This window comes from Streptomyces sp. NPDC026538 (assembly GCF_055567535.1).
The window spans coordinates 1-20,635 of the sequence record NZ_JBVHQG010000028.1 but is presented as its reverse complement, the minus strand read 5'-3'; the positions used below and the strand labels follow the sequence as shown (position 1 = coordinate 20,635).

At 67.5% G+C, this 20,635-nt stretch carries 14 protein-coding genes; 5 read left to right on the top strand and 9 right to left on the bottom strand.

The features are described from left to right. Window positions 1-587 precede the first annotated feature (587 nt). Together ACZ4N4_RS46075 and ACZ4N4_RS46070 are read right to left on the bottom strand one after the other, a co-directional pair. Window positions 588-1,469 (bottom strand): hypothetical protein, encoded by an 882-nt coding sequence (locus ACZ4N4_RS46075; protein ID WP_467600851.1) that lies wholly within the window; start codon window positions 1,467-1,469, stop codon window positions 588-590. A 58-nt stretch (window positions 1,470-1,527) separates the two neighbouring features. After that, window positions 1,528-3,153: a UvrD-helicase domain-containing protein gene (locus ACZ4N4_RS46070; RefSeq protein ID WP_467600848.1), complete on the bottom strand. Its 1,626-nt coding sequence runs from the start codon at window positions 3,151-3,153 to the stop codon at window positions 1,528-1,530. Here ACZ4N4_RS46070 and ACZ4N4_RS46065 point away from each other — a divergent pair. Continuing rightward, the gene (locus ACZ4N4_RS46065; protein ID WP_467600845.1) at window positions 3,119-3,892 is read left to right on the top strand and encodes a DCL family protein; all 774 of its coding nucleotides are present in this window, start codon (window positions 3,119-3,121) and stop codon (window positions 3,890-3,892) included. The genes ACZ4N4_RS46070 and ACZ4N4_RS46065 overlap by 35 nt on opposite strands. Window positions 3,893-3,949: 57 nt before the next feature. On the opposite strand, the gene ACZ4N4_RS46060 is transcribed toward ACZ4N4_RS46065, so the two are convergent. Further along, a complete protein-coding gene (locus ACZ4N4_RS46060) occupies window positions 3,950-4,198 on the bottom strand; it encodes a hypothetical protein (RefSeq protein WP_467600843.1) in 249 nt (82 codons plus the stop codon). Between the two features lie 1,551 nt (window positions 4,199-5,749). Between ACZ4N4_RS46060 and ACZ4N4_RS46055 the strand changes: the two genes are divergently transcribed. Then, window positions 5,750-7,795 (top strand): tetratricopeptide repeat protein, encoded by a 2,046-nt coding sequence (locus ACZ4N4_RS46055; protein WP_467600840.1) that lies wholly within the window; start codon window positions 5,750-5,752, stop codon window positions 7,793-7,795. 197 nt (window positions 7,796-7,992) lie between these two features. Here ACZ4N4_RS46055 and ACZ4N4_RS46050 read toward each other — a convergent pair whose 3' ends face one another. Beyond that, entirely contained in the window at window positions 7,993-8,235 is a 243-nt protein-coding gene (locus ACZ4N4_RS46050) for a hypothetical protein (protein WP_467600837.1), read from the bottom strand. 225 nt (window positions 8,236-8,460) lie between these two features. Between ACZ4N4_RS46050 and ACZ4N4_RS46045 the strand changes: the two genes are divergently transcribed. Together ACZ4N4_RS46045 and ACZ4N4_RS46040 are read left to right on the top strand one after the other, a co-directional pair. Then, window positions 8,461-10,605, top strand: coding sequence for a KAP family P-loop NTPase fold protein (locus ACZ4N4_RS46045; RefSeq protein WP_467600834.1), 2,145 nt, complete (start codon window positions 8,461-8,463; stop codon window positions 10,603-10,605). Between the two features lie 998 nt (window positions 10,606-11,603). After that, a complete protein-coding gene (locus ACZ4N4_RS46040; RefSeq protein WP_467600831.1) occupies window positions 11,604-13,457 on the top strand; it encodes an ATP-dependent nuclease in 1,854 nt (617 codons plus the stop codon). 1,289 nt (window positions 13,458-14,746) lie between these two features. Here the strand turns inward: ACZ4N4_RS46040 and ACZ4N4_RS46035 are convergent. The 5 genes from ACZ4N4_RS46035 to ACZ4N4_RS46015 form a co-directional block, all read right to left on the bottom strand. Next, window positions 14,747-15,022 carry a hypothetical protein gene (locus ACZ4N4_RS46035; RefSeq protein WP_467600828.1) on the bottom strand — a complete coding sequence of 92 codons (276 nt, stop codon included), beginning with the start codon at window positions 15,020-15,022 and terminating at the stop codon, window positions 14,747-14,749. A 2-nt stretch (window positions 15,023-15,024) separates the two neighbouring features. Beyond that, the gene (locus ACZ4N4_RS46030; protein ID WP_467600825.1) at window positions 15,025-15,180 is read right to left on the bottom strand and encodes a hypothetical protein; all 156 of its coding nucleotides are present in this window, start codon (window positions 15,178-15,180) and stop codon (window positions 15,025-15,027) included. Between the two features lie 164 nt (window positions 15,181-15,344). Further along, complete coding sequence (locus ACZ4N4_RS46025; protein WP_467600822.1) at window positions 15,345-16,085, bottom strand: AAA family ATPase; 741 nt, start codon at window positions 16,083-16,085, stop codon at window positions 15,345-15,347. Continuing rightward, entirely contained in the window at window positions 16,082-17,710 is a 1,629-nt protein-coding gene (locus ACZ4N4_RS46020; protein WP_467600854.1) for a Mu transposase C-terminal domain-containing protein, read from the bottom strand. Before ACZ4N4_RS46020 ends, ACZ4N4_RS46025 begins: the two co-directional genes overlap by 4 nt. Window positions 17,711-17,841: 131 nt before the next feature. Then, window positions 17,842-18,978, bottom strand: coding sequence for an AAA family ATPase (locus tag ACZ4N4_RS46015; protein ID WP_467600819.1), 1,137 nt, complete (start codon window positions 18,976-18,978; stop codon window positions 17,842-17,844). Window positions 18,979-19,938: 960 nt separating this feature from the next. Here ACZ4N4_RS46015 and ACZ4N4_RS46010 point away from each other — a divergent pair. Continuing rightward, window positions 19,939-20,328: a hypothetical protein gene (locus ACZ4N4_RS46010; RefSeq protein WP_467600816.1), complete on the top strand. Its 390-nt coding sequence runs from the start codon at window positions 19,939-19,941 to the stop codon at window positions 20,326-20,328. Window positions 20,329-20,635 lie beyond the last annotated feature (307 nt).

Below are 20,635 nucleotides of genomic sequence, written 5' to 3'. Positions count from 1 at the left end.
GGCACCACCCGTCAGCACCAACCACCAGGTCACTGAGCCTGCGCCACTGACACTCAGATGACGATGCCCAACTGACACTCCCCCGCAGACCATCAGATGCGTTGGCGTGTTGCTGGGAGTCGCGCAGGCAAGAACGATGACGTCTGGTGGATGCCGCAGGTGAGCGCCATCTGTATGTAGCGGCTGTGCTCCACGGCCGTACTGTGCGCTCAAAGAAGCAGGGGCGGCTTGACTCGGGTCGACCGGCCGCAGGGTGCTCACGGGCGGACCGCCTCGCCGTGTCGGCACCTCGGTCCACTTAAGGGCTGCGGCGTCCGATCTCACCTGCTCAATGGTGCCTTTGCCTGCGGCCCATCCATGGTCCCTGCTGCTGATGAGTAGGTCCTTCAACGTCGTTGTCATACGGCAGTATCGGCTGAGGAGACTCCGCACGACCAGGTCTTTTGAGATCTTGCGCCCTCGGAAGAAGGCAGCAAGGAGGCGGCTGGCGTGGCCGGCGCCCAGGCGCCAGCACTGCCCGTTGACTCGAACATATTCTCGGTGATCCCCATCCCAAAGGCGTATGCAGTCCCCTAGAACCAGGCCTGCTACGCGGGGCGGCCGCCTCGTAGGTGCCCGCGTAGTGCCGCACGCATCTGCGGGAGTGGCGTACGGGCGCCGAGCATGGTGAGGAACTTCGGGACCGTCCAGCGGATCAGGGCGCCTTGGCGAGCGAGGTAGATGGCTACCTCGCGGATGTCGTAATGGTCGTCGTAGTCGAGGAGGAGGTAGCCGGCGAGCTGCTGTACTTCGTCCCGTCCGAAGCGGTGGGGCCGGGTGAGGGCTTTGCAGTCGATGAGAATCCCGTCGGTGATGAAGTCGGCGTCGGCTTTCACGTCGGCGCTTCCTGTGAAGATCGGCCCGCATACGCGCTGCGGGGCAGGCAGGTCCCGCAGGGGGGCGAAGGGCTCTTCTGCGAGCTTCATCTGTTCGTCGATGTCGTCAAGGACGTAACTCGGCACGGCATTGATCACACTCGTGACGGTGGTGTGCTCGTCGACCTGCGCGAGGAGGTTGCGCTTACGGGGGAAGGTGCCGTTTCGGTAGATGCCTTCGAAGAATCCCGTGACGAAGCACAGCCTGGTCAGTTCGTCGTCGTCGAGTCGTCGGGAAGGGTCTGCCAGGTGGGCGTGGAGGCGGCCCAGGATGCTGGTTCCGATCGTGTGAAGGTTGGCGCGTACTGCGGGGGCGGGTGCTCCGTCGATGGGCAGGTCGCTGCCGATCAGTTCGACGCCGGCGGTTGCTGCGGGCCCTGGGTCGGAGCCAAGGCTCAGGCGCAGCCGGTAGTCGATGGTGTGGCCGAGTGCGGCGTAGTCGGGCCGGCGTTCGTTCAGTGGCTGGACGGGGTGCGGTAGACCGCGGATGTGCTGAAGGTAGGAGGCGATAACGCGTTCGGGATGGGGAAGGTGCTGGGCCAGGAAGGTGGACATCGGGGAGCGTGGGTACTTCAGCTGTCCGGTCAGCGGTAGCCGTGCCAGTGCGATGCCATCAGGTGTGGTGTCTGCTGTCGCAGCGGTGGCCTGGGTCTGTAGCCGTTTGATGCCGGTGATGTCGAGCTGAGTGCGGGCTCGGGTGACGGCAACGTAGATAAGGCGGGCGGCGGCTGGGTGCATGTTGCGGGGGGGAGTCGTCGTCGGGTGGAGTGAAGCCTGCTCCGATCCGTACGCGGCTCCATTCGCGGCCCTTGGCCTTGTGCACGGTGGATACGACGACGCGGGCTTGTGCTTCGTCGCTCATCCGCTGGACAGTGCGGATGATCTGCTGAGGGCCGTAGGTGTCGACGAGTTCCACGATGGCTTTGAGGTCGGCTGCCGCGGAGTCTTGTTCGGCGTACTCCTGTACTTCGCCCCAGGAGGAGAAGAGCGCGAGGTCGTGGTGTGAGGTGCGGCGGCCGGCCTGCAGGTCGATGGCTGCCTTAGCAATGTTCAGCAGGGGTTTCCCGCCGCCGACCAGTGCGACGGCCACGCCCTGGTCCAGGAAGCGCAGTACCTCGGCGAGTGCGTCGGCGTTCCCTCGGCACAGCACCGCGTCGGGGACTTCTACCTGGGTCAACGTGGAGGGTTCGGTGGCGTGGCCGGTGAGCTGCATGGTCGAGGTGGCTGCGCGGAGCCAGTGGTTGGCCACCTCGGCGATGGCCGGTCCGAAGCGGAAGGACTGGGTGAGCTCCATCCTCATGCCAGGGAATCCGCTCATGATGTCCTTGGCGTGGCGCCATTCGTAGATCTGCTGGGAGGGGTCGCCGACGCAGACGCGCTGGACGTCCTGTGCGAGGAAGATCTCTTCGAGGACCGGGTTGGTGTCCTGTGCCTCGTCCAGCAGGATGTAGTCGGCGCGTAGCCGGGGGCGGGTGAGTGCCCACATCTTGAGGTAGTGGTCGTGCTTGAACGGCAGTGTGCCGTTTGGTGAGCAGATGTCGTCCCATGCCCAGCGGGCCTTGGGCAGCAGGAGTCGCGCGACATATTGCTGGCCGTGGTCGTCGAGACCGTTGATGGTGCCCACGTGGCGGGCTGCGACCTGTTCCTCGGTGGAGTAGCAGAAGTGCTTGACCATCTCCATCACCAGGTGGGCCAGCGTCGTCGCTTTGAGGCGGCGGCCGCCGACGGAGAGGTCACGGTCGATACCGAGGAGTTGGGCGGTGCGCCACAGGGGCATGTGCTGTGAGGCGTCCAGGCGGGCTTTGAAGCGGCTTCCGAGCGCGCGGTAGGCCAGTCCGTGGGAGGTGCTGCAGTGCACGTTGCTGCCGAAGCGGGCCTTGGCCTCCTGCGCGATGGGCCTGTTGAAGGCGATGTACATGCCGCGGCGGCGGGTTGCGGCACCCATCATCACCAGCGTCGAGGTCTTTCCCGTACCGGCACCTGCCACCAAGGCAAGGTCGTGGCCGGCGGCAAAGCTGTCTCGTGCTGCCGCTTGTTCCTCGGTCGCCTTCACTGCCAACGCGTCGTCCCTTTCTGCATGTCTGCTGTTCGCTCCGTCTGCCGGTCGGCCTGGGCCGGGTCGGCTTTGGGCTGGTGAGCAGCATGGCAGCAGGCACTGACACCTTGTCAGGATGTTAGGAACAGGGGTTTGGACTTTCGAAGAGGTGACCGGAAAGTACGGTGTCTTCGGCCTCGACATAGCCCTATGCGTTCCTGGTTGCCTGCGTCGAACGGAGATACCCGTGCCCAGAGGCATCACCATCGGTGCGACCCACTACCCCACCAAGGAAGCCGTCCGCGAGGTCTGCCGCGGCATCGTCCAGCGATACGGTATAGGCGGTGACGTCGCCGACCCCGACGACGATGCCTTCTGCCGCGACCTCCTCGAACGCCACCCCGAATACGACCTCAAGCGCGGTGCCGGCGTGGCCCACTTCCGCGTCATCGCTCACACCGACCACGGCCGCAGGAGTGTCGGGATCGGCCTCGTACGGCTCGACGGCGAAGTCGCTGACTTCTCGTGGAACGCCTGCCTGACTCCGTTCAGCCAGCGCACCCAGGTACTCGCCGCCCTGCGGCACGCGGTCGCCGATCAGATAGCAACCGCACGGAACGCGGCGCTCAGCTCCGGACAGTCACTGGTCTGCTCCGTCACAGGAACGCCGATCCCGTCCGCGACCGAACTGCACATCGACCACGCAGCCCCGACATTCCTTGAGCTGGCAGAAGATTTCATCGCCGCCAACGGCGGCGTAGACGCCTTCCGGATATTGCCCGACTCCGGTGCCGGAGTCAGCTACATAGAACTGGAGGACAAAGAACTTGAGAAACAATGGCAGAACCACCACCAAGAGCGTGCAGTGCTCCGGCCAGTCCTGAAGCGGGTCAACCTGTCCACCCTGAGGCGGACGAATGGGCCAGACACCACAACTCCATAAACCCGCGGGCCTCACTGGATGCCAAGTTGGCGCGTTGGGACTCGCATCGGAACGGTTTCATACCTCGATGTTGACGATGGCGGCCATGGTGCGCAGCACGGTGACGAAGTGCAGAATCCGGACGGCTTCGACGTCGTCGGTGTACTCGCGCAGATGAGGGCCGGTGGTGTCCCCGGGATCAGTGCGTCGGCCTCGCGCCGACGGAGATGACGACCAGCGCGCGCGGTCCGCGGACCGCGTCGGCGACCGCAGGCGACGGCTGCTGCCGGACGGCTCCGTCGACGGGGGGGCTGGTGCTCTTGCCACACGCGTTGGCGCAGACTGGGCGCGCCGGCCCCTTTTTGCGTTGTTCGGGTGCGTGTGGTCAGTCGCCCGCGTCCCGGCTGGTCCTCAGGAGGCGGGGAACGGGTGAACAGAGCTGCTGTTGTCGTTGAAGTCGCCGAGGCGGGGGCGCTTGTTCAGGGCGCAGGGGAAGGAGGCCAACGCTGAGGTTCGTGGTCGTGACGTTGATGGAGGACCCGCCGTATTCGACGTCCGGGAACAGTTTGGCGGTCCAGTCGGACGGGGCGTTGAGGTACACCGAGGACATGCGGTCGTTGGCGTCGTAGTTGTGCAGCCGCTCGACGCCGGCGGTGCCGCTCGGACAGGCCCGGTACCTGGTCGGCGAACGTCTCGCGGGAACAGCTCTTCCGGTCACAGAAGTACCGGCGAACCCGCAGCCGGACCATGATTCTGCGAAATGCCAACGGCCTTTCGTCCGGGGCGCGTTGGTACGGGCTGTGTATGCGCCTCGCCTGTTTCCGGCAGTCCGGGCACCGGCCGCGCCGAGCGATGGACACCGCCTCCACCACAAGGACGGCGGTGGAGTCACTGGCGCGGTCCACTCGCGCATCAATCCCGGGAAACAGCACAGCCCTGACCGTCTTACTCGCCATGCTGGGGCGTACTCCGCCGAAGCGCTCCCTCGCTCACTCTGCTGACCTGGGAATTCACGGAATTGCGGGCAGAGCCGTCGACGGTCTGTCTGTAAATGGGGGGATGACACGGTCAGGCAGGGGCTGTCAGTGTCTCCTGCGATGATACGGGTGTGACAGGACGAGCGCGGGTTGTGGTGTGGCTGTTGGTGGTGCTGCTGGGCGTGGCAGCGTTGGGCCTGGCCATCGTCGCAGCAGTTGCCGATCTCGATACATCTGCCCAGGTTGCGACCGTGGCAGGATCGATTGGTGGCCTGGCTGCTGCCGCCTTGAGCGGATACGTTTTCCTGCGCCCGCCAGCCGCCCCTGGGAGCACGCCTGCTGTGGCTGCGGCGGGAACGCGGTCGATCGCGGTCGGCGGCAGCATCGGACGGGCCGTTACCGGCGATCGTTCCCGCCTCACGACCGGCCCTGTGATGCCTGGGGCAGCGGGTGCTTCGGGGTCTGCGCAAGCCGGCGGTGAGCGCGGCATCGCAGCCGCCGGTGGAGTCGGAGAGGCGATCACCGGGGACGACGCGCACGCATGAACAGATGGGGAAGGAAGTCCGAGGCACCTGGTCCACAGGACACGGGCGTTGAGCACGGTGCCCGGACACCGGACGGTGCCAGGGTGGCCGCTTCAGGAACCCGGTCCGTCGCGGCCGCGGGGAATGTCGGTGTAGTCACGACAGGCGACCGAAGCCCGGTGACGGTCGTGGTACACCCGCCGGCTCCGCTGCCCACAGCGCTAGCTTCCCTTCCTGCTGCGCCCGCAATGCTGAGCGGACGAGATGCGGAAGTCGCACTTGTCCTGTCAGCCCTGCGGCCTCTCGCATCGGATCCGCAAGATTCGGACTTTCCTGGAGGCCCCGCTGCCGTCGCCCGGCAGGATGCCCTTGTCCCCGTGCTGGTGGCGTCGATCGGGGGTCTCGCGGGCGTGGGCAAGACGGCTCTTGCCCTCACGGCCGGGCGTGCCGCGACTGAAGCCGGCTATTTCAACGGCAGTCTCTTCATCGACTTGCATGGGTACGACGAAAGCCCAGTTCACGTTGGTCAGGCTCTGGAGGCCTTCCTGCGTGCCCTCGGTGTCGCCTATGACGCCATCCCGGAAGCGGTCGAGGAGCGTGCCGCACTGTACAGATCTGGGCTGGCCGCTCTGGCCGGCCAGGGGCGGCGCCTGCTGATCGTGGCCGACAACGCCTCAAGCGCTGACCAGGTTCGTCTCCTGCTCCCCGGCGACGGCGCACACCGGCTCCTTGTGACGTCCCGGCACACGCTGGCGACACTGAACGCGCGGCTCCTCGACCTTGGTGTACTCGATCCTGAAGCGGCGGTGGCGCTGCTTCGCCATGCGCTGCTGACGGCCGACCCCACCGACCGGCGCGTCATCGAGGCCAGCACGGCCCTCCAGGAGCTGGCGAGCCTGTGCGGGCACCTGCCGCTGGCGCTGCACATCAGCGCCGCGCTATTGATCCTGGAACCCGGCCAGACTGTCGCCGAGCTCGCCGCGGAACTGGCGACGGCCCAGTCCAGGCTCAGCTTCCTGGACGACGGCGACCGTACTGTATACGCGTCCTTCGACCTTTCCTACCGCCGGCTACCCCCAGAACATGCCACGCTCTTCCGCCTGCTGGCACTCAACCCCGGCCCCGACATCGGGCTCGACGCTGCGGCGGTCCTCGCCAACCGCCCGCTGCCGGCGGTACGCGCCGTGCTGCGCGGTCTCGTGCAGGCGCACCTGCTCGACGGCGTCAACCAGCGCTGGTCGATGCACGACCTGGTGCGGGACTATGCCGTCGAACTCGCACGCAGCGTCTCGAACCTGCCCCAGCAGACCACGGCCGAAGGAGCCGGTCAGGAGGCTGCAGCGGAACAGGCCCGCCAGCACCGTCGGCTGCTGGAGCACTATGCGGCGACCACCGTCTCTGCGTGTGCGCACCTCGGCGTGCAGGTACTACCGCCTGCTCCAGGCGATTTCACCGGTCAGGAGGAGGCGCTCGCCTGGCTGGACGGCGAGCGGGCCAACCTGACGGGGGCTGTGGCCTCTGCGGCAGACGCCGGGCACCATGACATTGCTGTCAATCTTCCGGTGGTTCTTTACGACTACCTCACCTGGCGCGGGTACTACGACGACCTGATCTCCGTCACGACGACCGCGTGCCGCATCGCTCACCATTCGGGAGCACTCGCTGCTGAAGCCGGGGCGTGGAACAACCTGGGTATCGCACTGAGCGGAGCCTCGCGCTATGAGGAGGCTTTCCGCGCTTTCGAGCGGGCGCTGGATCTGTTCACTTCACTGGGCAACGACAACGAGCGAGGCAAGGTACTCAACGGGATCGGCTTGGCCCGTCGGGAATCCGGGCAGCCTGCAGAAGCGCTGCGGGCCCACCAGAAGGCGGTCACGATTCAGCGGGCCGAAGGTGATCTTCGTGAACAAGCCGCTGCTCTGAACAATCTCTCCCTTGCGTATCAGGATCTCGAGGACTACGACGAGGCGTGCGCGGCGGCGGAAGAGGCGGCCTCCCTCTTCCATCGACTCGGTGACAGCACCAACGAGGCAACCGCCCTGTGCACAGCCGCTTTCGCCCTGCAGGCAAAGGGAGAGAGCGAGCAGGCACAGGCCGCTTGCCAACGGGCCCTCACAGCGAGCCGTGCTGTGAGGAACCCCCTTGTCGAGGCAGCCACTCTGATGACCTGCGCTGAACTAGAGGGCCTCACTCCCCAAGAACAGCTTGCATATCTGCTGCCAGCGGAGGTGGCGTGCGAACGAGCCAACGCCGCCGAACTCCGAGCTGCGGCGTTGTTCAGCATTGGCGAAGCACTCACCGCTGCAGGCGAGAAGGATCAAGGAGTCACCTACTTCGTACGCGCGGAGAGCATGTTCGAAGAGCTCGGCCTAGCCGACCAGGCAGCCGAGGCCCACGACAAGATCGCGGAGCTCCAGTCGTAGCCCGTGCTCGGTCTCCGAAACAACCTATGGGCAAGTGGGGCGGTGGATCGTCGATTTCGCGAGCGCCACCACGCGGCCGGATGCGTTCGGGTCGAACCCGATCCTTGCTGTCCTGGCGGTGGCCTCCGTGCGCCAGACGCTCACGGGCTGGAGTTCGGGCCCAGCGAACGGATTCGCCGCGTCTGGATGTCGGCGTCCTAGCCGCGGTCGACCGGCACGTCCTGCGGTGGATGAGCGCAGCTCATCGTCCAGGGCGAAGACCTGAGTGTATGGGCGGCCGGGCAGCGGGCCGGACGGGAGCGGCTGATGCCCGCGCAGAGCGGCTTCTTGAGGAGGTCGGGGTCGAGCCCGTGGGCGAGGGCGAGGCGCTGGTGGCGGGCGTACGCCGGTCGCGGGACACCCAGTGGGAGGCGAACCTCGCCGCCACCCGCCAGTTCCATGCCCGGGAAGGGCACCTGACCGTGCCCGGCAGCACATTGAGGTCGCCAAGAGACGGCGAGGGAACGACGGGCAGGAACCAACAGATCCGGACCGATCCACACTTCGTCCCGACAAGGCCCACTGCGCGCCTGGCACCCAAGCCCATCCTCCACACCCGGACTCATAACAGCCTGAACACCGCCAACTCTCTTACCCAGCTCCCGTCTTGTTCCGACAATGGGCAGATGGCCGACTCGCGCTTCTTCAACGACGAACCCTTCCTCGACCACGAGGAATGGCCCGACCTCCTTGGTCACGGGCCGTACGCCCAACATGTGATCAGCCTGCTGGACCGGGTACGAGCCCAGACCGAAACCGGCGTCCTCGCACTGATTGGCCCCTGGGGCTCAGGAAAGTCCAGCATTCTTGGCAAGGTGACACGTCGCCTACAGGACTCAGCCAACGCTGAGGGCTGGCTGGTCGCGGAACTCAACCCATGGCTGTACTCCGATCTGGAGTCGTTGACGCTGGCGCTGTTCAGCGAAATCCGCGAAGCCCTCCCAAATGACGGGCGATGGTCAGATGCACGGGAGAAGATCGGCGGATTCGGAAAGGCCATCAGTCCCCTGGGGAAGGTCACGGCTCTCTTTGGCCTGGACTCGGAGGAGTTGATCCAGGAGGTCAGCAACCGCATCAGCGGGGACACGAGTGCTTCCTCTGCCAAACGCAGGGCCGAAGAAGCCCTGCGCAAGGCGGGCCACCCGGTGCTCGTCGTCATGGACGATCTGGACCGCCTCACTCCAGAAGAGCTCCTCGTCGTCTTCAAGCTGGTACGCCTGGTAGGTCACCTACCCAACGTGTACTACCTGATCAGCTTCGACGAACGGACCTTGCTGGACGTCCTGCAGCGCAGTGAGCTGGTCGGCAACAGCGAGCCCCGTGCACGCGACTTCCTGGAAAAGATTATCCAGGTCCGGCTGGACCTTCCCGCGTTCCGTGAGCGCGACGCAGATGCTCTGGTCGACCGCTCCCTCGCCGCAGTCCTCGCCTCGCACAACCTGACTCTGGCGCCCGGTGAGCAGCAACGGCTTTCCGAGGCCTACTACCGGTATCTGCAGGCCCGGCTGCGCACGCCGCGCGCCATCAAGCGGTTCTTCGGCCAGGCGGACGCCACCCTCGGCCAGCTCACCGGCAACGTCGACATCGCCGACTTCCTGCTCGTCACCTTCCTGCGGACCAGCGAACCCCACGCCTACCAGTTGCTGTGGCAGCACCGAGCCGAACTCACCGGCACCAGCGTCGACCTGCCCTCGCGCCGCGACGAGCGTCCAGAGCAGCGCCTCGACCGCTGGCGCACCAGGCTGCGGGACGCGGGCGTCGCCGAACAGCACCTGGAGGGTGTGATCGGCCTGATGGGCATGCTGTTCGCACCACTTCGCCAGGCGCTCGGCTACGGCGCCAACACGCAGGCCATCGCGCTACGACGTGGCATAGGCAGCATCGACTACTTCGACCGCTACATGGTCTTCGGCATCCCCGACGACGACCTGCCTGAGCACACCTTCGACACCGCCCTGCAGCAACTAGCCGATGACAACCCCGGCGCGGAAGCAGACGAACTCCTCTTGCGTCTGCGTGACGACACCCAGCGCATCACCCGCCGTATCCAGTACAAGCGCGCCGCCGGCTCTCCCCTACCGGTTACCGCACTGCTCAAATCCGCAGCTCACCAGTACGGCCACCTCACCGCCACCCCGCAAGGGGTACTTGGGCTGTTCACAGCAGGCCGTGCCATGGACTACCTGGCAAAAGATCTCTTGACCGACCTTGCCGAAACCGACCGGCCGGCCATCCTCAAGATCATGGCCGAAACCCCTGACGGAGCCGTCCTGGCTGCTCGCACCTTCCAACGCGTCACCAGCCGGAACGACTCCGACGCCCCGGACCACACTCAGGCAGCGGCCGGGTCCGATTGGATAGGCGATGCCCGCTCACGGATCAGCCGCGAGATCGCACGGCACATCGCCCCTGCCGCGAGCCGCCCTGTCGACGACCTCACCGAACTGGAGATCACTCTCCTATGGGCATGGCGCCATACCGCGTCCGAAGCCACCCGGGCCTGGATCAACCAGCAGTTCGACGAGACATGGACCCCGCTCGATCTTCTCGCCATGCTCCTCCCACCCGACCGGGCGCCCTTCCCTCTCATCGACAACGACACCCTGCAGAGCCTCGAAGCGCTCATCGGCCTCGAAGCGCTGTACAGCCGCCTCGGCACCCTCCTCGACGCCCCTGCAGCAGACCCTGCTCAAGCACTCGACGAACACCGCGAACACATCCTCCAAGCACTCCGCGAACACCGCGGCGGCAACACCCCAGCCACCAGCTGACCAACACACGCACCCCAGACCCCCGACAGGACAAAGCAGCGGCCATGACAGGTATCCCATTCACGCTGGGCCCTGAGCAATGGCAGCGTCTCGCCGCTGCCCGCCAGGCCTACACCGACACCATCAGCCCGCATTACGACGAGATCCTGCAAGAAGTGGCCCAACGCGCACGTTTCAGCGGAGACATCGGCAAAGCTGACATCGGAGCACTCCTGATGTGGAAACGACTCAGGGCCGATACACGCTGGGCTGCCAAGTTCATGGCGCTCGCAGACTCCAACGTGCGCCGCACAACCGCCGCAGCCACGACCGCCGCCAGGGACACCACGCTCAGCCGCAGCACTGCAGCACGAGCCGGCCGAGCGGCCCTGGCCTCACTACCGGGATTCCGCACCGGCGACGCCCTCGCCTCCGCCGTCCTCACAGCAGCCGCACCAGACCGTATGGCCATCTACGACCGCCGAGCCCACCGCGGACTGCGAACCCTCGGCATCACCCTCAACCACGCACCCGGCCGCTACAGCCGCTACATAGAAGTAATCGACCAACTCCTGGCCGACGCCCCCGGACCCGGTCCGCAGCTGGACCCCACGCGACTTGGACACCGCCTTGTACTGGCTCAACCACCCCACCAACACCACAACCAGCCCATAGCAACACTCAACGAACCCGATCACGAACGCACCGACCTGCCCACCGTCCGTGCCCCCGGACCTGGGCGTACACGCAGCTCACCGAAACGGCCCTCAGTATCACGCTGTGGTTTCCACGCCGAAAGATCTCTTCGATGGCCCGGCGGCCCCGGATGGGCTGTTACTCCTCGGCGGCTGTCCGAGTGCTACACACAGACCAAAGGCACCAGCCGCACCTTCGGGTGATGCCCCTCTCCCACGCCTCGGCAGGCGCTAGAGTTCCATCTCGTTGTAAATGGGGGCGTTGTACCGACGCGTTGCTGGCTGCCCACCACACGCGCTCGTGCCGTACTGCAAGGGAGCACCGTGCGACTCGTCGAACTCAGCGTCAGCAACTTCCGCTCATTGGGCCGCGTCAACAGCATTCCCGTCCATAAGCAGACGATCTTGACCGGGCACAACGACTGCGGGAAGACAGCGACACTGGACGCGATTGCGGTCTTGCTCGGCGAACGCAGCGTTCTCGACACCGACATCTCCGATTTCGCGCAGAGTGAGCCGGTCCGTGCTGCGCTGCCGTCGGACCAGGACGAGGAACGGCGCACGGTCACGGTCGAGGGCAGGTTTGCTCTTTCCACGGCCGAGGAGAGGACGCTCGGCGCTGGGCCATTCCTCCGGGTGCGTCGCCGTCACGTGGAGGGCGAAGGCAGCTGCTTGGAGTGGCAGGCGGAAGTGCCACAGAATCCGGCCCTGCGCAACATCCCCGCGTTGAAGGTCACCGAGTTGCGGGAGCTCGCGAGCGAGCTTGGCCTCAAGCTGTCCAAGGACCAGCCGAACGTAAAAGCGAGCTGGGTTGAGGTGCTCGAAGAGCACGCCGCTGGCACCGAAAAGGTCTCTGACTGGGTCGTAGCACCTGAGACGGTCGCCGCGGCACTCCCCCAGTTGCTGTACTTCAAGGGAGATGCCGCCGAGTCTCCCGAGGCAGTCGTGCGCAGCATCCTGACGGCGAAGCTGCGTGAGTACACCCTGCGCGAAGAGACCCGGAAAAAGATCACCGACCTTGAGGAAGAGTTCGCCAGCCTCCTCAAAGACGATGTCGTCCGGCTCCAGAAACTGGTCGAGGAGCGCTGCGCGTTCGATGCCTTCACCGTGGACCCCGGCGTCCAGTTCCGTCCGACCGTCAACAGCCTGTCGTTGACCGCCGCAGCTCCGGGCCAGCGGGCCGTGTCGTTGACGGCAGCGGGCTCTGGCCGGTCACGCCGTGTCTCCCTGGCATTGTGGGAGGCCAGCCAGGAGCTGCTGTCGGAGGAACCCGGCGACGGTCCCGGCGTGATCATCACCTATGACGAACCGGACACCCACCTGGACTACGACCACCAGCGCCGCATCATGCAGATGATCAAGGTGTCGGCGTCGGCCGCGCAGTCCACCGTGATCGTCGCAACCCATTCACTGAATCTGATCGACGGTGTCGACATCCAGGACATCGTGCACCTCAACAGCCGGGACGGACGTGCCTACGTGCAGTCACTCGGCGCTGAGGACGACGACGAAGACACTCGCCGGTTCATGTCGAACATGGCCCTCTCTCTGGGTTTTCGCAACAGTGTCCTGCTCCACGAACGGTGCTTCGTCGGCGTAGAGGGCCCCACGGAGTACGCAGCCCTGCCCATCCTTTTCAAGCTGGCGTTCGGATACCCCCTGCAGTCCGCAGGCATCGCCCTGTGGGACTGCAAGGGCAACGACGGGGCGCTGAGCTTCGCCAAGTTCCTCAAGAAGCACCGGCGCACCGTCGTGTTCCTCGTCGACGCCGACACGATGCGCGACAAGCAGAAGCAGTTCAACATGGACCGCCTGAACAAGCAGGGATTCACCGAAGCCGACTGCCTCTTCCTCGGAGATCCCAACGAGCTCGAGGACGTCTTCAGCGACGACCAGTGGGCGGACACAGCGAACGCCGTCTGGCCCCGCAACGACACTCAGCAATGGACCGCCCAGGACGTCGCAGAGCTGCGTCTGGAGGGGAAGTTCAGCAAGTCCCTCCACACCATGCTGCGCGAGCGCTCCGACAGCGCTCCTAACAGCAAGGAGGACATGGTCGTCGAGCTGACGCGCCGGTTGCGTACGGCCTCCGATGTCCCACGCTCTTTGGTGAAATCCTTCGAGGACGCCATCAAGGTCGCCCAGGAGGCGGGACTGGCCTACTGGCCCGAGGGCTGACCACGGCGCAGTGAGCGGCGTGCCCTCATCCGGCTCAGACGCTGCTCACGCGTGGGCTCCTCCCACGAATGCACGCCCACGGACGACACCCAGCGCCGCCCGTGCCGGCTCTGCTCCTCCCCGCACCACCGACACCCCGACGGCGTGGGAGGACCGACATGGCGAACACGCACAGTCATGGCATGCACCTCAGCACTCTCCGCTCGTTGTGCCAGTGACGTACTCAAAGACTCCCACGTGCCACTGACAATGGGCAGAGCGAAGCTCGCAGCAAAAAGAGCACCGCCCACCCCGCATCGCATTCTTCGGGCATAGCTCTATTTCCGCAGGCCACAACGGCGTCTGCGGTAGGAACGTCTACCTTCAGTTCTTGGTACCGCAAGGGACCGTGCGGGTGAGCGCTCTGAAAGAGGTATCAGCAACGAAATATGCGGGACGTACTGCGTTCGATAGCCCGATGGGGCAGACCTGCATATCTTCCTCCGCGGTCCAGCGCCAGGCGTGGTGAGAGCCGCTCATGGGTCAGATCGTGGCTGTCGGCTGTTGTCCTCTGCGGGGCTTTCTCCGCGGGGGTGGGGTTGGAGCGGACGGATTTTGAGGTGCTCGGCGAAGTCTCTCAAGGAGGGGAGGCCGCGGGCGCCGAGCGGGTCGGTGAACAGGTGGCTGCTGCGTTCCGCGGTGGCGAGGAGGTGGGTGAATGCCGCTGCGCGTAGGAGGGGTTGGGCCCAGGTGGGCACGGGGTGGGTGGTGCACCCTTGGCGTACGTTGTGGCGGTCGTGGAGGGTGAGGGTCGTGCCGTCGAGGGCGAGGTCTAGGACGCGCACGGTGTCCAGCTGGCTCGTGGAGGCGGCCGTGGCGATGGCTGCTGCAAGGTGAGCGGCAAGGTGGGGGTGGGCGGTGCGGTTCAGGCGGTGTGCGACCTGGGTGGCGATATGGAGAGGCAGTACCAGAGGGCGCAAGCCGCGCTGAGCGGCGGTGGGTGGGGTGCACGCGCAGGGGGGGGCTGGATTCGTACGAGGTCAGCGTGGTCAGGGCTGGCAGGCTGATCCACTCTGAGGTGTACGCAGCGGCCTGTCGTGGCCGCGGCGCGTGCGGTGGGTTCTGGCCGTCCGGGCTCAGGACGGCGTCCGCGTCGGCCATGTCGTAGCCGGTGCGTGTCAGGGCCTGTTCAAGGACGGCGGAAGGCTGGGGCTGGTGGCAGACCAGGTAGAGGCGTAGGCCGGTACGGACGCGCAGGGCGAGCAGGTCATGCAGAGCTCGGGCGGACAGGAGGTGGGCGCGCAGGACGGTCAGGCGGGTGACCGGGAGCGCCAGAAGCCAAGCCGCCGCGAGGGTCCAGGCTGGGGTGGGTTCGGTGGCGCGGTAGCCGTGACGGGGGTGGTCTTGCCGAGGGCGTCGAGGATGTTGTGGGCGAGGGCGAGCGTGGAATCGGTGCTGGGGGTGGGGTGGACAGTGGCGCGGCCGGCTGCCGGATGGTGCATGGCCAGGGCGGCGCGGGTGTGGACGACGTCGTCGCCGGGGTCGAAAACCACCACCGGGGGCGGTGGGTGGGGGCAGGTGAGCACGGTCAGGCACTCCGGCGGGTGCGGAGTTTGCTGCAGGCCCAGCGCAGCAGGTTCTCGCCGGTGCCGGGGTGGCCGCTCTTTGCCCGGACGCGGAAGTTTCCGTGGGCGGTTCCCTGGCCGCAGGCGGTGATCCGGTCCGGGGCGTTGTGGTTGAACATGGGGTGCAAGGCATTGCCTCCAGGACTCGTCGAGGGCCGTGCGGAGTATGGGGTCGGACTCGATCGGGTGCGCCGGCGGACGGCCCGGCAGCCCCAGCGGGTGGAACAGCCCGTGGCGCAGGCTCGGGGTGGAGGGGCGGGTGGGGAAGAGGGTTGCGAGGCGGTCATGCGAGGCGGCTGAAGGCCCAGCGCAGTAGTTCGCGGTCCGCTCGGGGACGGCCGGTGCGGGCGAGTGCGGTTCGGGTGTGGGCGGTCAGCTGGGCCCAGGCGCGGAAGTTGCCGTGTGCGGCGTGCTGGTCGGCGAAGGTGATGTCGTCGGGGTCGGTGTCGGCCCAGATCGGGTGGAACAGGGGGATGGCCTCGAGGACCTCGCCGGGGGTGAGGCGGGTGAAGTGCTGCCAGATGAAGACGCGGGAGGAGAGCATCGGTTCGCGGCGCAGCACGGTGTGGCAGCCTTCCCCGCCGACGAAGATGATCGCGAGTTGGGTGGAGGGTTCGTCCCACAGGTAGCGGAAGTATTCGAACGCCTCCCCGTTGAGCCATTGGGCCTCGTCCACGAGAAAGGTGCGGGGGCGTTCGGCCAGGGCGGTCTTCAGCAGGCGGTCGAACTCGCTGGGGTGGCGCGGTGGTTCGCCGGCCAGGTCGAGTGCGGTGAACAGCTCGTAGCGCACGGCGCGGGCGGTGGGACGGGCCCGGAAGGTGATCTTGCGGACGTCCTCGTGCTCGAGTTCGCGCAGGCAGGTGTTGACGGCGAGGGTCTTGCCGAAGCCGGCGCCGCCGTGGATGCACATCATGGCGCGGGCGTCGACGGTGTCGGTGATGTTGTCCCGGGCGGTGAGCAGGGCGCGGGTGGTGACCACGGATGCGTCGGGCAGGTCGACGTACTGGTAGCTGGCCGTGGTCACGAGGCGTCTCCGTCTTCGTCGGTGGTGGGAGGTGCGGGCCGCCCGCCCGGGCCGTTCGGGCCGTCCGGGGTGGAAGCGCCATCACGGCCGGACGGGTGCGGGACGGGTGGGTGCGGGCCTGGCGTGGTCAGCGCGGCCAGGGAAGCAGGGGTGCGCCAGTCGGCCGGGGGCGCGGCGGGCGGGATGAGGTCCGGCAGCGCGAGCTGCGCGAGGTCGGTGTCGGTGCTCTGGGCGAGTTCGGCCTCGGCCTGCGCGGTGGTCAGCGCGCCGAGGCGCTGGGGTGCGGCGGGCTGGTTCACGGCGGCGTAGCGCTCGCGCTGGACGGCCTGAAGGTCCTTCTTCAGGCGGCGGGAGCGGGCGGCCCGCGCCCGCCGTACGGCGCTGATCTGTTCGCCGGTGGCCTGGTCGGCCAGGTCTGCGGGACCCAGGTAGCGGCCGGTGGCGGCGTGGTAGACCTCGATGCGGTGATCGTGGTGGGGCATGAAGCGGACCCGGACCTGGATCCCGGCCTGGCCGGTCATCCACGGCCCCACATAGTCGCGTCTTTTGAAACGGATGCCGCGGGTGGTCAGCGTGCGGGTACCGGCGTCCTGCAGGGTGAACGTCCACAGATCGGCCGCGGGCACGTCCCGCAGCGGGGTGGGATCGTCCTGCCACGCCTCAAGCGGGGTCTTGCCCCGCAACGGCGCGGGGCGGTGCTCGGTGTTCCACCAGAGGATCCAGTCCAGCAGCCGGGTGGTGAAGTCCTCGAAGCTGAGCAGCACTTCGCCCTTCGGGCGGGAGGCCCGTTTGCCGGGGCGCGGCTGGCGCACGTAGCCGGGCAGCGCGGCGAGGAACATGCTCTCCACCGCCCGGTTGAGGCCCTCTACGGTGCCCTTGAGGTGAGGGGTGTAGGCGGGCAGGTCCTCCACCGTCACGTCCAGGAGATCGAACGCGGCCGTCACCGTCCGGGACAGGAAGTCCTTGCCCCGGTCCACCCGTACCTTCTCGGGCACGCCGCCGAACGGGCCATAGGGGTCCTCACGCAGGACCGCGGAGCGCAGCGCGGCCAGCACCGACTCCCGCGACGGATCCCCCGGCGTCACCGCGACCCCGGTGATCGCGTTCGTCGCGCAGTCGGTGAACCACGTGATCCACGGCCTGCAGGCCCTGCCGTCGACGTCGACCAGCACCGGCGCCTGCATGTGGTCGGTCTCCCACACCTGGTTGCGCCAGCCCCGCGGCCGGGCCAGGAACACATCATGTTTGCGCGCCGCCCGCTCCCCTCGCGCGAGCCCCGCCCGCTCTCCCGGCGTCAGATCACGCCGGATCGCCCGGTGCAGCGTCGTCAGCGACGGTGCGTCGCCAGGAGGAGACTGCCGGGCAGCACGGAGAACCAGCTCGCGATGGACCGCCCGCACGTTGCCCTTCCACAGCGCCAACAGGCCACGGACTTCGGGCGTGACCGTGAACCGGGTACTGGTCTGGGCCCGGGCCCCCGGTTCGTCGGCTGCAGCTTCATCGCGGCCGGCTGCGGCCAGCCACCGCCACACCGTGCGCTCTGATACCCCCAGCGCGTCTGCAGCCACCTGGACATGACCGGCCGTCAGGCCCTTCCCTTCCCGCAGGGCGAGCAGCCGCCGCACCGCAGGACCGCGCAGTGCCTTCCTGGACGCCGCAGGCAGTCCGCCGTCTGCGCGGACGGTGCCTTCGTCCTCCATACCCTGCTCCCCTCGCGCGGTGGGACGTCCTGTTGTGCCGTTGCAGAGCGCTCCGTTCACAGGGGCGGCGCGACCCGCTTGAACAGTCGCCGCAGCAGGGCCCGGTCGACAAACGTGTCAGCGGTGGTGAGCAGCGCGTTCTGCAGATGCGCGGTCAATGCGGCCCACGTGCGGAACGTGCCGTGCGCGCACGAGCGGTCGATCCACGCCAGATCCGCCGCCGGGACGGTGCGCCACAGCGGATGAAAGCCGGTCACCGCCGTAGCGACTTCCGCTCCGGCCAGGCGGGCAACCTCCTGCCACGCCACCACCCGGGACGCCAGCTGCGGAAGCCGGGCCAGCGTCCGCTCGCTGCCCGCCCCGCACAAAACCAGCGTGACCTGCGTGCCGGGGTGGTCCCACAGGCTCTGCAGGTACTCCAGACACGGCACAGGAAGGCGCTGCGCCTCATCGACCACCAGCACCCGCGCCTCACCCAGAGCTTCCGCGGCCGCCGCATCGGCCCGCGCCGACGTGTGCGGGAAACGGCCCGGCAGCGCCAGAGCGTCGAACACCGCCCGCCGCATGCCGGCCACCGACGGACGCACCGGTACCGGCACCCAGGTCACCTTCCAGCCCGGAAGCACTTCACCAAGCGCCATCCGCACCGCCGCGGTCTTGCCCCGGCCCGCATCACCGAACACACACACCGCGCCCTGAACCGCCATCGCCTGACCGACCGCCTCGGCCACCGCCCGCACCGATGACGTCCGCACCAGCCGCGCGCCCGCCGGCAACGCCACACCCGCCGCCGTGCCGCTCTCCCCCACCGGCAGGCCGCTGGTCGCCTCCGGCCCGGGACCCGGCTGCGCAGACGCCTTCGCCGCGCGCTTCCCACCCCGCCCGGACAGGGCGAGGTCAGCCAGGGCCTGCCACGTCTGCTGCTCATCCCGTTCCCGCCGCGCCACCGTGCGGTCCGGCAAGACCCTGCCGGCCTCCACATCCCGGCGCACCGCCCGGTGTAACGAGGCCAGTGAGGGCACCTCGCCCCCGGCCTCCTTCAGATGCCGGTGCAGAGCCGACACGTTCCCATTCGCCTGGGCCAGCACCGCCCACATCCGGTCGGACAACTCCAGCCGGGCCCGCGGCCTGCGCTCCAAGCGGCCCTCCGCCCGCGCCGCATCCAGCCAACGCCACACCGTGCGCACATTCACCCCGCCCACCTGGGCGCCCGCGCACATGCGCCGTCGTCAACGCCCCCGCCGCATCCAGCTCCAGCAACCGCGCGACCAACACCGGCCTGGAGACCCTCAACCCCGCAGCGACCTCACCCCACGCGCCCAGCTCCCCCACCGAAAACCCCTCCGCCGCAGACACCGACGCCAACACCGACACCGACACCGACACCGACACCGACACCGACACCGACACCGACACCGACACCGACCACGGTGCAGCCGCGCAGCCCTCGGGAGGATCAGAAGTGCCGTTCCCAAGACAGTGGAGCGGAGCAAGGTGTACCGCCCCATGACAGCCATACCCGCCGCACACACCGCCCCACGACAGTGACCACGCCCCCTCTCAACCCACCACCAGCGACAACACCCCAACCTGACAAACCGTCACTGCCACCCACCCACCGACACCAACCCGGCACATCGCAGGGAGCTGTATCAGGTGACGAGTACCTGCCCCATGAGGTCAGCGGCGCGTCTCTGTGGGAGATGTCGGTCGCAAGACCGCGAACGACGTGCACGAGGAGAGCGCTCCACGCGGAACCTCGTGGTCCCCTTCCGTAAGGCGAAGGTGCCCGGGCAGGCGGCGCCTGCCCGCCGGACACGATCTGCTGTCGCCCCCTGCGCCGGACTTCCGGGCCAGCAGCACCGCCACCGCCCGGGCGTGGTTGGCCATGGCGCGCAGATGGTCGGTCAGCCCCCGCGCCCGCCGCCTCGGCCGCCGTCGCGCCACTCGTGCCAGTCGACCCCTCCGACGTGCTGTGATGAGCCTCACCGCAAACGTGAGGGCCCCCTCGAGTACGCTGAGCAACGTCGAACATGAGGGCCCCCTCCGGATGATCCTCACAGTTCGGCACCCGGCCGATCCGGATTCCCCGGATCACGGACAGGACGGCCGCCCGGTGAACGGAATCGCGGCCACATCACAAGGAGATGACCATGAATAAGTGGATCAAGCGCGTCTCGACCGCTGTCGCTTCTACGGCGCTGGCAGGCGGAGCCCTTCTCGGAGTCAGCGGCACGGCGTCAGCGGCGACGACCTCGGCGCCCGGGGAGCACACGCAGTCCGCGATCACCGCCTTCGCCACCAGCGGCGACCGCGCGGACGGATACCAGAGCGCCCACCACGAGGCACAGGACGACCGCTGGGGCGCACCCCGCGGCTGGTACACGAAAGACGACCGCCAGGGCCACTACGGGGAAGAGCGCTGGAACGGTAGCCACGTGTACGTCTGGGACGGGTACCGCTGGAACGAGGCGACCACGTACCGCGTCAGCGCCGAGCGCTGGTACCTGGACCAGGTCGCGTGGTACGCGAACCAGCGCTGATGCGGCCGCAGGCCGGCACGGTCGGTTTCACCGGCCGCAACGACGTGGCTTTGGGCTGCACCGTTGCGACTCGTCAAACCGACCGCTCGCCGAGCCGACATCGAGCTCGAGCCGGTGAAATCGCCCCCGGCTGAACAGGGACAACACGCGGAAACCGGGTGGGCTGCTCCCGTCCACCGGCGCTTCCGGTTGCGCCGGCGGTACCGCCACCCCCGTGCCTCGAAGCACCCGGGGAGCGATCGCGGTGCCGGGCGAGCGGGATGCAGGAGTGAGGGACATGAGATCGGTCAGAACCGTGGCGTACGAG

Coding starts and splice junctions, on each gene's coding strand:
- ACZ4N4_RS46075 (WP_467600851.1), bottom strand. CDS start 1,469: ATGTCCACCTTCCTGGCCCAGCACCTTCCCCATCCCGAACGCGTTATC.
- ACZ4N4_RS46070 (WP_467600848.1), bottom strand. CDS start 3,153: ATGTCGAGGCCGAAGACACCGTACTTTCCGGTCACCTCTTCGAAAGTC.
- ACZ4N4_RS46050 (WP_467600837.1), bottom strand. CDS start 8,235: ATGGAACTGGCGGGTGGCGGCGAGGTTCGCCTCCCACTGGGTGTCCCG.
- ACZ4N4_RS46045 (WP_467600834.1), top strand. CDS start 8,461: ATGGCCGACTCGCGCTTCTTCAACGACGAACCCTTCCTCGACCACGAG.
- ACZ4N4_RS46030 (WP_467600825.1), bottom strand. CDS start 15,180: ATGTTCAACCACAACGCCCCGGACCGGATCACCGCCTGCGGCCAGGGA.
- ACZ4N4_RS46010 (WP_467600816.1), top strand. CDS start 19,939: ATGAATAAGTGGATCAAGCGCGTCTCGACCGCTGTCGCTTCTACGGCG.